Annotated in this window: 10 protein-coding genes; 5 read left to right on the top strand and 5 right to left on the bottom strand. The window is 53.4% G+C overall.

Annotation, left to right across the window (positions count from 1 at the left end):
* From WA354_RS04815 to WA354_RS04800, 4 genes are all read right to left on the bottom strand, one after another.
* On the bottom strand, positions 1 to 441 hold a 441-nt coding region (locus tag WA354_RS04815), incomplete at its 3' end, for a DUF3300 domain-containing protein (RefSeq protein ID WP_472811873.1).
* Positions 442 to 599: 158 nt separating this feature from the next.
* On the bottom strand, positions 600 to 2,090 hold the full coding sequence (locus tag WA354_RS04810; RefSeq protein WP_472811872.1) for an efflux transporter outer membrane subunit: 1,491 nt from the start codon (positions 2,088 to 2,090) through the stop codon (positions 600 to 602).
* Positions 2,090 to 3,367, bottom strand: coding sequence for an HlyD family secretion protein (locus tag WA354_RS04805; protein ID WP_472811871.1), 1,278 nt, complete (start codon positions 3,365 to 3,367; stop codon positions 2,090 to 2,092). Before WA354_RS04805 ends, WA354_RS04810 begins: the two co-directional genes overlap by 1 nt.
* Positions 3,364 to 3,786: a DUF3302 domain-containing protein gene (locus tag WA354_RS04800; protein ID WP_472811870.1), complete on the bottom strand. Its 423-nt coding sequence runs from the start codon at positions 3,784 to 3,786 to the stop codon at positions 3,364 to 3,366. The genes WA354_RS04805 and WA354_RS04800 overlap by 4 nt, the downstream gene beginning before the upstream one ends.
* 419 nt (positions 3,787 to 4,205) lie before the next feature.
* On the opposite strand from WA354_RS04800, the gene WA354_RS04795 reads away from it, so the two are divergent.
* Together WA354_RS04795 and WA354_RS04790 are read left to right on the top strand one after the other, a co-directional pair.
* On the top strand, positions 4,206 to 4,655 hold the full coding sequence (locus tag WA354_RS04795; protein WP_472811869.1) for a hypothetical protein: 450 nt from the start codon (positions 4,206 to 4,208) through the stop codon (positions 4,653 to 4,655).
* Between the two features lie 163 nt (positions 4,656 to 4,818).
* A complete protein-coding gene (locus WA354_RS04790) occupies positions 4,819 to 5,526 on the top strand; it encodes a hypothetical protein (protein WP_472811868.1) in 708 nt (235 codons plus the stop codon).
* A 68-nt stretch (positions 5,527 to 5,594) separates the two neighbouring features.
* Here the strand turns inward: WA354_RS04790 and WA354_RS04785 are convergent, their stop codons facing one another.
* Positions 5,595 to 6,065: a hypothetical protein gene (locus WA354_RS04785; RefSeq protein ID WP_472811867.1), complete on the bottom strand. Its 471-nt coding sequence runs from the start codon at positions 6,063 to 6,065 to the stop codon at positions 5,595 to 5,597.
* Between the two features lie 274 nt (positions 6,066 to 6,339).
* Here WA354_RS04785 and WA354_RS04780 point away from each other — a divergent pair, with 274 nt between their 5' ends.
* The 3 genes from WA354_RS04780 to WA354_RS04770 all read left to right on the top strand — a co-directional run bounded on the left by WA354_RS04780 (position 6,340) and on the right by WA354_RS04770 (position 11,231).
* On the top strand, positions 6,340 to 7,377 hold the full coding sequence (locus WA354_RS04780; protein WP_472811866.1) for an HAD family hydrolase: 1,038 nt from the start codon (positions 6,340 to 6,342) through the stop codon (positions 7,375 to 7,377).
* Positions 7,378 to 7,846: 469 nt separating this feature from the next.
* Positions 7,847 to 9,229 carry a CYTH domain-containing protein gene (locus tag WA354_RS04775; RefSeq protein WP_472811865.1) on the top strand — a complete coding sequence of 461 codons (1,383 nt, stop codon included), beginning with the start codon at positions 7,847 to 7,849 and terminating at the stop codon, positions 9,227 to 9,229.
* Positions 9,230 to 9,647: 418 nt separating this feature from the next.
* Positions 9,648 to 11,231 carry an arylsulfatase gene (locus WA354_RS04770; protein WP_472811864.1) on the top strand — a complete coding sequence of 528 codons (1,584 nt, stop codon included), beginning with the start codon at positions 9,648 to 9,650 and terminating at the stop codon, positions 11,229 to 11,231.
* Positions 11,232 to 11,242: the final 11 nt, after the last annotated feature.

Here is an 11,242-nt window from a genome sequence, read left to right as displayed (position 1 = left end):
CATTACATCTGCGGACTGGTTGTGATATGCCTCTCCCAACGAGGAGGTCCAGGTAAGATTCTTCGCCATGTTGTCGAGCACAGAGGGAAACTGTGTGAGCGCCTTCACGCTCGGATCCCATGATTGCTTATCCACGGATTGCATCAGCGAATTCCCAGTCAGGTTCTTGTTCTGCTGAAGCCAGTAGTTCGCGATTGCGATCTGATCTGGAAACGTCGAGGCCGCGAGGACTTGGGCCACCAATGCATCCGGATACAGTGCGATAGGCGCAACCAAGGCCTGCAGTTCACTCGCAGTCATCGGAGTGGCTTCAGTGTTCCCAACACCACTCGCAGAATCTGATCCCGAAGCCTGGTATCCGTACGCGCACTGTGGTGGGACCGTAACAAGAATGAAACCAAGTATCACCGACAGCATCTTCTTTGCGTCTTTTGTGCTCATAGGTCAACCCCCGGTTGATGTCGTTCGCTAGTTGTTGTTTGTTTAAGACGACCTTGGTGGATCTGGAGAATTCCACTCTCCACAACATTAGTTTTTTCCGTTCGCGACATTAATACTGCAACTTCGCAGCTGCAACTGTTACAAGTAACAGTTCTTAGCTAATTCCTGGCATTTCGCACCTGGGAATAGGAGGCAGACGAATTATCGAAACTGCCTCCCAAAGCGAGATGCAGGTTGATGCGGTTGGCGAGTTGCGCATTGCGCAATTTGATAAGCTCTGCCTGACTCTGAATCTGGCTTTCCTGCAATTGCAGGACTGACAGGAAATCCATGCTCCCTGCCTTATATCTCAAGCCTGCCACCCGGACGGCTTCGCCGTGATCGTGAACGGCGCTTTCGATATATGGGAGACGCCTGGCCATCAATACTTCGTTTGTCAGCGCCACTTCCACCTCGGCGAAGGCTTTCAGTGACACACTGCCAAAACTCGCCACGGATTGCTCCTGTTGTGCCGTCGCGATTTTGACCTGCGCTCGTAATGCTCCTCCCTCATAAATTGGCAGGATCATTCCGATCGCGCTGTGAATCAACCAGGGATTGAGGCCCAGCACAGAGAGCAGCGGATCGCTTAGACGCCCTCCCTCTATATTGAGCGTGAAGTTAGGAAGCAGCGCCAATCTAGCAGCCTCTTCTGTTCGGAACGCCGCAAATACCCGGTGCTCAGCCGCAACAATATCCGGTCGCCTTTCAAGCAGCGAGGATGGCTGACCCGGATTCAACGGCGGCGGCAAAGGAGTGAACGTAGCTGCCACTTCCAGTTCTGCGGATGGATACCGTCCGATGAGCAACTCCAATGTACGCCGCGCCTCGCTGTTCAGCCCTTGCGCAATTGCAAGTTGGTTTCGAGCTTCGCTCAGCTGAAAACTCGCTTCTGCCACGTCGAGATCTGCGACCTTTCCCGCAGTCCTTCTCAGCTTCACGAGTTCGAGGAGTTTTGCGTATATGTCTACGTTTTCCTGCGCCAAAGTGAGCAGTTGACGAGTCTCAATGGCTTGGTACCAACTCTTGGCGGTCGTCGCGGCTATTGATTGCCGTGCAAACGCATAATCGAGTGCGATGGCCTCGTAGTTCTCCTCCACAGCGGCGCGTTGGGAGCGTACACGACCCCAGACATCGATTTCCCAAGCCACCTCCAGGAGCGCCGTGCTGCTCTGGATCTGCTCGGTCTTATCTGAGTCGGTGGAAAGAGTGCTCGCGCCGGTGAGAGGTACATGAATCATCGGCTTGAGTTTTGCGCTGGCGACAATCACGTTTTGATGGGCTGCCTCAACCCTCGCCGCCGATTGCCGCAGGTCGAGATTGTTTGCAATGGCTGCGGAGACGACGAAATCAAGACCAGGGTCGTTGAAAGACTTTACCCAGTCACCAGCAACATTCCCGGCATTCTGGCTAGCGCTCCAGGTCGATGGCAAGGGCGTAGCTTTTGGCAATGCCTGATCGACAATCGCAGGGTGTGAGGGCGGTTTGTGAAGCGCACACCCACAGATTGTGATTCCAACCGCACTTACGATCACGCAGCACAGAGACGAAATGAAGATTGGTCCTATTCCCGGACGATTGTTCGACGCTGAGTTGATGACGAGTTTCATCAGAATGGCATCGGGTAAAGCCAGTTGAACCACGAGTGCATGCGAATCGTGATTTTTCGAACTACCGCGAAGCCCCCTTTTCCTGCATAAATGGCAGCGGCCCCCTGCGCGCCAATTGGGAGGCCAACCTGTGCGGGATTGTTGAGATAGATCTTCACAGCAAATTGCCCAAGGGGCTTCATCGGATCTGCCGGATAGAACTGCGGAATAACATCGCTGGGCAGGTATTGTCCTTCCCCATTCGCCCACCAGACGCTGTCTACTTTGCCCTGGAAGATCTGACCGGGATAAAGGTCCAGCGCGACTTCAACGGGCTGTCCGACCTTCACATATTTGAGATTCTGCTGCGTGTAACTGGCCAGCAGATAGCGATCACTATCGACAATGAACGAAGCAATGCCGCCAACACGATAGATGCCCGCGACCATACCCGGCTGCACCTGAAGATTCACGATATAGCCGTTCTCCGGCGCCACCATGAGGGTATTCTCCAGGTAATAGCGCGCAAGTTCCAGCTGAGCTTTTACGCTGGCGATCGTTGCGTCGGCTTGTTTCTGTGCAGCCGCGCTCTGCTTCAACTCGGCGCTTGCACCGGCCACGGTCGTATTAACTCCCTCCCACTGCGACTTGTACTTGAGCCGGGAACGCTCTGCCTCGGCCACTGCCTGCGATACTGCGGCCTCGTCGGCATTCATCTGCGCCTTCCACTTCTGCGCATCTTCTTCTGTACCGGCGCCATTTTGTGCCAGACCCTGCGAGAGCTGTTGCTGGTAGCTGGCATATTCCAGCTCACTCTTCGTCCTTGCGACTTTTTGTTCGGCAGCCTCAAGATCGGATTTGTACATCAGCACTTCTTGATTAGCTCCAGCCAGGCCGGCGTTTAGCTGGTCGACTTTGTATTTCGAAGATAGCCTGCCGGCTTTCGCAGCCTCCAATTGCGCTTTCAGTTGCTGAACCTGGTATTCATACGGCCGACGATCGAATTGGAACAGCGGCTGTCCCTTCTTCACAAAAACATCTGGTTTAACCAGCACAGCAGTTACAAGAGTGGGTTCAGGAAGGCGCGGAACGAGTTGGATTGTATGTTGAACAACCTTCAGGTTCGTTGAGTACGGAGCAACAAAGCGGACGCCGATGACAAAAGTAAGTAAGAGATGAACGACGAAGAAGAGGGTGATAACTCCCCAGGTCGGGGTCAATTTGAGCCATTTGAACTTAAAGAAAACGAGCCACACAAATAGCGCGAATATGAACGTGACGAGAAAAGCGAACATCATAATGTTGAGTCCGCGGCGGGAGGCTTGGTCGCGGCGGGAGGTTTGGTCGCTGCGGAAGGCTTGGTCGCTGCGGAAGGCTTCGACTCTTCAGAATTCAGCTTCTTTTCAGCAGCAGCCCGCCCGGTCAGTCGCGCCAGTTCTTCTTGAATGTTTTCGCGCTCTTGTTTTGGGAAGTAACGAATATCGACGACGTCTGTGGGTTTGAAAGCCCACATGAACGCCTGCATCCAGGGGACGATTGCCAGGAAGCCTAACCAACCCATGACGTTGATTGCGTCGGCGTCGGGATGCTTGCGCGCGATCGCGATCCGCCCTGGCAAACCGAGAACCAGGATGGCCACAACTAGAAAGGCGCCGACAAGGACAAAAATCACCAGGAAGGTCAGATAGTCCCAAACATCTAAATCAAAACCAAGCATATTACCGGCCTAATAACCCGTTTATACCGCCTTCATCACGGAGGAGGTATGTGAGCTGCATCACTCAGCGCCATCTCAAGCTCTCAGATCGTATTCAGCTTTCGATGGATCAATGTTAACTTCCAGGTTCGCAATTAGTTCAGTCGGATTGCGATTCAATAGCAACTGTCATTTCAAACAGTATGGATAATATCGAGCCAATCACGCAGAACGGTATGGGCTTCTCGCTCAGATCCCTGGGTATGTCATTTCTGACAGGTGTGGTGGAGTTTTGGAGTCTATAGAATGGGAAGCAATACAGCGCTTCATTTTTTGGCCCGTGGCTCCGTTTTGTTTTCGAGGACAACCGGCGACCAGTCCCGCGAAATGGGTGCTAATTTCACTTGGGTGCAACAAAAAACCTCAAAGGAGAATTACTGATGGTAGTACATGCAAAGCGGTTCAGATTGGTCCTCGCAGGGATCATGGCCTTGGCGATGACGATTGGTTTTCAAAAAGCCATCGCGCAGGACGACGTGGTCCATGCTGTCAGCGGGGTTGTGAAGAGCGTCGATAAGGAATCGAAGACATTTGTTGTTAAAGCAACAGACGGCACCGAGCACACGTTCAAGTGGACGGAGAAGACGACCGTAAAAGGCACCAAGGATACCGGCAAGGCTGTCGCTGCGGGCACCGACGACGCCAGCAAGGGTGTTGCTGAAGGTAGCAAGGAAGTGGCCAAGGGAACCGAGAAGGCCGGCGTCGACACCTATCTGGGAGCCAAAAAAGGAACCGCTGTCACAGTGAAGTACACCGAAAAGGCCGGCGAGAAGACCGCTGTAGGTATAAAAGACGCATCGAAGGCCACTGCGAAAGCCGTGTCGCAGTAAGGCTGACAAGAAACTGCCTCAAACACTTGGCCCGCAGGCAACGCGGAGCTGCGGCCATATGTTTCTCGATGTGAAGAAAAGTGGTACTGAATCCCGCAGAAAAGGCCACGCTGAGCTAGGTGGACTTTAAATCACAGCACCAAAGCATCCTGAGAACATCATCATGTCGAAAGTCAGACCAACAATCGGAACCGATGGGCGCCCGCTTCCAGTTCTTCCACCGGAGCGAGACGCACGCGTCTGGGCGAAACTTGTACGCGTCATGTTCTACACGCCAGGATTTCTGGCGATGTTGCTGCTCAAGGCGGGAGAGCCGGAGAGCTTCGGTATCACCGTGGAGTTGCTGATGCTGTCGAGCGCTGCGGCAATCGTGGGTGGACTCTTCATCGGCACGCAGCAGTCAGGTGAGGGAGCCGATCCTTCATCAAAAATAGGCGTCTGGAGCGGCTCGCTGGTTCTCGAGTTGCTTGCGGTGGTTCCGTTACTGTGTGCAATCCCTGCGTTGTTCCACCAACTAGCGCACAGCAGGCTGCTGCACGCGATAACCCCGGCTACCCTTGATACTAGCCTCGGCGCATCGGAACTGTTGCCGATGGTTGCAATCCTGCCATTCATGCTCTATCAGCTCGGTGGATTTGGCACGCTGGATTACATCGTGTCGAAACCGGTTAACTGGGTGATCAACCTCGGAATCCTCGTCCTGATCGTCTCAGGCTACGTGGCCAACCGCGAGGGGGCCTACGGCGTCGAGAAGAAGCTTTCCGGATTTCTGGTTCTTGCAATGGCGATTACAGTGTTCTACGGAGTGCTGAAATTGAAACGGATGCAGGCCACCTTCGATGCGCAGTGTCCCGTAAAGCCTCCAAAGTAGCCTCGGGATGTTTTCGCCGAAACGGACGAGGTATGCGCTGCAGGCTGGGAATTGTTGCGGACGGATCTTCAGTCCAGCGTGTCTCCGAACAAAAGGCGTTGAGGGAGATTCTTGAGTCCGTCCCCATCAAGGCAGATAATGCGATCGTAAAGATCCTCTGGCCATGGTTCGTAAGGTGGTTCGTATCCCAATTCACGGATCAATTTAGGCATCATGCCGTGATGCCAGCACATTAAGACCGTCTTGCCTTCAAACTCCCTCCGACGTAAGTCCCTCACGATCTTTTTGGTCTCTTTGTCGGCATAGTTCGTGCTGACATTGAGGCCGAGTTTATCTGCAGTAAGCCGGATTGTCTGGTAAGGTCGGGCGGAATGCTTGGTCGAAGTGGATGCAAATACGAAATCAGGCTTCACAATTTTGGGGAGCAACTTCGACAGACCAATGGCACGCATTCTTCCTCGCAACGCCAGGTGGGGTTGTCGAGAAGCAGGCTTCTCTGCGTGCCTGACGATAACGATCATCGCAGGCCCCTTGCCCATTAGAGATTCTCCGTCCGCAAAAATGTTGTGCAGACTGATGCTAACAGCCTCAATGCTGCAAGGTTGGTTGCGTGCAACCAATCGATTACTGCCTACTTTCGTTCCTGTTTTAAAAACTGTTATTTCTGACAGGTCACTTCATTCGAGAACGGCATTAGCATTGAAACTGTCCAAAGCCAAAGCGGAAAGTGAGCTGCGGCCTTAGCGTCGTTTTGACTATTTTGTCTGTTTACTCCGAAGCGAATTCCTGGCAGCTTCGGGAAAGGTCACCTCGATGACGATACGCCTTCCTTTTCGTAGATTCCTCTTCGGCACAATCTACACTTCGATTCTTGTTCTGTTCTTTTCAGTAACTGTTTTCTCTCAAACCACCGACCCACTACCGTCCTGGAACACAGGCCCCGAAAAGCAAGCGATCGTAGACTTTGTCCACGCAACTACAGATTCCGCAAGTCCGCAGTTCGTACCGATCGCAGAACGCATCGCAACATTCGATCAGGATGGTACTCTCTGGGTTGAACAGCCTCTAGCGACGCAGGGATTCTACTGCCTCAGCCGGGTTCCGGCGCTGGTCGCGGCAAAGCCCGAGTTGAAGGACGTTGAGCCATTCAAGACCGTTCTCTCGGGAGACCGCGCGGCCATAGCAAAACTTCCCATGCAGGACCTCGAAAAGCTCCTCATGGCAACGCTCTCAGGCATGACGACTGACCAATTCCGGTCCGATGTGAAAACCTGGCTTGCCTCCGCCAGGGATCCCAGATGGAAGCGTCCGTACACCGAGCTTACGTATCAACCCATGCAGGAGGTTATCCGCTACCTTCGTGACAACGGCTTCAAGACATACATTGTTACCGGTGGTGGCCAGGACTTTGTCCGGGTGTTCTCCGAGCAGACCTACGGAATCCCGCCAGAGCAGGTGGTCGGATCGATGGGCGGCGTGACATATAGCCATGACGCAAATGGGAAGCCTGTCCTCATCAAAGAGCCCAAGTTGGTCCTGAACGATAACCTTGCCGGAAAGGTCGAGGGCATTCACATGGTCATTGGTCGCCGTCCCGTTGCAGCCTTTGGGAATACGCCAGGCGATCAACAGATGCTCGAATATACAAAAGGCGGTGACGGTGCACGGCTTGCCATGCTGGTGCTGCACGACGACGCCGAGCGCGAATATGCGTATGGCCCTGCGCTCGGACTACCCGACGTCAAAATGGGAACATTCCCTCAGGCCTACTACGAAATGGCGATCAAGAACGGGTGGACGGTGATCAGCATGAAGAAGGACTGGAATAGAGTTTTTGCTTTCGAGAAATAATCTGCCCACGTTTCGATGGCATGCACAGAACCCCATAAGACGCTGACGCTCGACGCATCCCTCCTTAGATGACGGGCGAAGGACATCAGCTTAGGTTGTAGTGCCCTCCTGAAAGAAGGTCGAAAGATCTCCCTTCTTCTGGAGAGAGCAGGTTGTAAGAATTGTCGAGAAGCAGGCTTCTCTGCGTGCCTGACGATAACGATCATCGCAGGCCCCTTGCCCATTAGAGATTCTCCGTCCACAAGAATGTTAAGCAGACTGATGCTACCAGCCTGAATGCAGCAATGTTCGTTGCGTGCAACCCATCGATCAATGAACTACTTTCGTTTCTGAATTAAAAACTGTTATTTCTGACAGGTCACATCATTCGAAAACGACATTAGCATTCAAACAGTCCATAACCACATCGACAATGCAAGACAACTTCGCGAAATCGCCAGGAAGTAGCCGGAAGCAGAGATGGTCATCAGTGATTGTTCTGCTGCTTCTGTGTTCGGCCTTACGCGCGCAACGAGTGTGTCCCGTAGAAATCAAGCTCTTGATTTCCCCTCAGACGACCGAATCCGTAGTTACTTCCTTGGGATTTCAAAAAGAGACGAGAAGTCAGATCTATTTTTTCGATACCGACAATCTCAGCCTACTTGAGCAGGGAGTGATTCTCAGGGTTAGGCAGGGCGCTAAAAACGACCTCACGGTCAAGGTGCGATTACCTGATGGCGAGAAGCGGATTGACAGCTCAAAACTTCGCGAGCACTTTGGATGCGAGATAGATAGAACAGGCGCCGAAGCAAACACATCCTTCGCCGTTGGGCAGAAGTACAAGCCTAACGCAGTAGCCGTAACTGGCGAAGAGGTCTTCACGGCTCTGAGCCCTAATCAAAAGAAACTATTAAAAGAGGCGCAGGTATCCATTAATTGGTCATCGGTGAGAAGAATTGCCGACATCAACTCGACAACATGGGAATCCACGTCTCAGCCCCAGTTTCCCAGGCTCACACTTGAATATTGGGAGTGGTCGGCGGGCAGTACTCTCGAATTGTCGACAAGGGTCGCGCCGAATCAATCGGATTCGAAATTAGCGAACTTACTAAAGATAGTAAATGAGAAAGGGTTGCCGTTAAGCGCCGAGCAAGGAACCAAGACAAGCATGGTGCTGAAAAGCCTCATAGCTCCTCCCAACACAAAATCGCAAACAGCATCGCACGGAACCAACCCGCTGTCGACTGGTGTGGACTTCGTTCAACTCTTGGAGCGCAAGTCCCTGGTCTTTCCCGATCTGGCCACAGTAAGAGGGCCGCTCAGCAGTTGGGATAAGTTTAAGCTGGCAGCAAACAACAGCGTTTCGCTGTCCACTGTCGGCGCCGCATTGCTCGGGGGAGCGTACGACCAAGCGATCGATAGCCCTTCTGGATACGGCCAAGGAGCTTCTGGATACGGCAAGCGCTTCGGATCTGGCATGGCCCGAGCCGCCTCCGACAATTTGTTCGGAACTTTCCTGCTCGCGTCCATGCTGCACGAAGATCCACGTTTCTACGTAAAGAAGGACCTGTCTTTCAAACAGGCTGTGAAATACAGCGCTGTGAGGCTGGTGCGGACGCGGAGCGACTCCGGTAGACCGGTTGTGAATTACGCTGGACTGCTTGGCCCACTCGCCGGCGAAGCGCTCGCCAATACTTACTGGCCTGAGCAAAACCGGGGAGTTGGCAGCACCTTCGTTCGTTACGCTTCTGACATTGGTTGGAGGTTTGGCGGAAACCTGTTACGCCAGTACTGGCCCCAGGTAAATCGGGAGCTGCGATTAGCGCCTTCGGCAGCCGAACCGGATGGTAGTGGTAGCCAGCGCGATAATTGACGCTGACGCTCTCTCGATGGGACTCTGACCATCATCGCCAAGTCGCCACTGTCAAGGTGTCCGAGATCACCTTGCCTGCCACCAATTGATACTAGTGCGCACGGCTTTTTGGGGTTTCGCGCGTCATTCCTGTACCAATCCGTGGGTCTGGTCTCCCCATTAGGCAGAGTCAGATTCTGTCAATAGTGACAGTTCACAAAAAAAACAAAGAGTTCTAGATTTAGTCCTGCTCAATCTTGTACATCGTCCAAGTTTCTTTGGCCTGTGCAGGGAGATCGGCGAAAAGATTCGAATTTCTTAAGACCCTGAATCCTCGCCGCGTTGGTACCGCTGGGTCGCGGTGCCCTCCTGAATGGACTACATGTGCCTTCAGTCGATTCACTCCGTAGCTCGAATTGCTTGGCGAAAGGAACACATTATGGCTACAAAGCAACCCAATATTCTGATCCTGTGGGGCGATGATGTCGGCATATGGAATGTCAGCGCCTTTAGCGATGGCCAGATGGGCTATCGTACGCCCAACATCGATCGTGTCCGGAACGAAGGCGTAAAGTTTACCGACTACTACGGCCAACAGAGCTGCACAGCTGGACGCGCGGCCTTCATCACTGGCCAAAATCCTCTCCGCACCGGCTTGACCAAGGTCGGTATACCAGGTACTGCAGTCGGACTTCATGCTGAAGACCCGACTATCGCCGAACTTCTGAAACCGCTCGGATACGCTACCGGTCAGTTTGGCAAAAACCATCTCGGTGATCGCAATGAATACTTGCCCACCGTTCATGGATTCGACGAGTTCTTCGGGAATCTCTACCACCTGAACGCGGAAGAAGAGCCGGAACTACCCGACTATCCCAAGGACCCGGGATTCAAGGAAAAATTTGGCCCCCGCGGCGTACTTCATTGTTTCGCAACCGACAAAGATGACCCCACGATTGATCCACGCTTTGGTCGAGTAGGCAAGCAGACAATTAAGGACACCGGTCCTCTAACGAAGAAGCGCATGGAGACCGTCGATGAGGAAATCACCGCCAGCGCTCTCGCCTGGATGGAAAAGCAGGTAAAGGCGGACAAGCCGTTCTTCCTTTGGTATAACGCGACGGCTATGCACGTAAGAACTCACCTCGCTGCCAAGAACCGCGGCAAGAGCGGGCAGGACGATTACAGCGATCGAATGGTGACTCACGACGAGCAAATCGGCGAAATGCTAAACAAGGTAGATCAACTCGGCATCGCCGACAATACGATTGTCATGTATTCCACCGACAACGGCCCCGAGAACGACACGTGGCCCGATGGCGCGAACACACCGTATCGCAGCCAGAAGGACACAAACTGGGAAGGCGCATGGCGCGTGCCGTCGTTCATGCGTTGGCCCGGCAAGATCAAGGCTAACTCCACATTGAACGGAATCGTCTGCCACCAGGACATGCTGCCGACGCTGCTTGCTGCGGCCGGCGAACCGAACATTAACCAGAAGCTGCTCGCCGGATACAAGGCTGGGGACAAAACGTTCAACGTCCATATCGACGGCGTCAACCAACTGCCCTATTTGACCGGCGAGGTAAAGGAGAGCCCAAGGCAGTCCTTCTTCTACGTCAGCGATGACGGCGGAATCATGGCGGTCCGGGCGGGCGACTATAAGTTGATATTCCAAGAGCAGAGAGCGGAAAAAATGAGAGTCTGGCAGCAGCCTTTTGTACAGCTTCGCCTGCCCGACATTATCCACCTACGGCGTGATCCGTTCGAGCGAGCCATCGACAACTCGAATACCTATCTCGACTGGATGTTCGATCACATTCCGCAACTCTACCTGGTGCAAGGCATCGTGGCGGCACAGATTGAAGAATTCGTGCAGTACCCGCCACGCCAGAAGCCGACCTCATTCAACTTGGATGCAGTGATGGCGCAATTAGGGCCGGCAATCCAGGCGTATGCGGAAAAGAAGAAAGAAGCTGCAGGCATCAAACACGAAGAAGAGCCCGCACTCACAGCTCACTAAGAACCTACCAA

It is taken from the genome of Occallatibacter sp., assembly GCF_049802275.1.
GTDB lineage: Bacteria > Acidobacteriota > Terriglobia > Terriglobales > Acidobacteriaceae > Telmatobacter.
The sequence above is the reverse complement of the archived record's forward strand: the minus strand, read 5'-3'. Positions and strand labels throughout refer to the sequence as shown.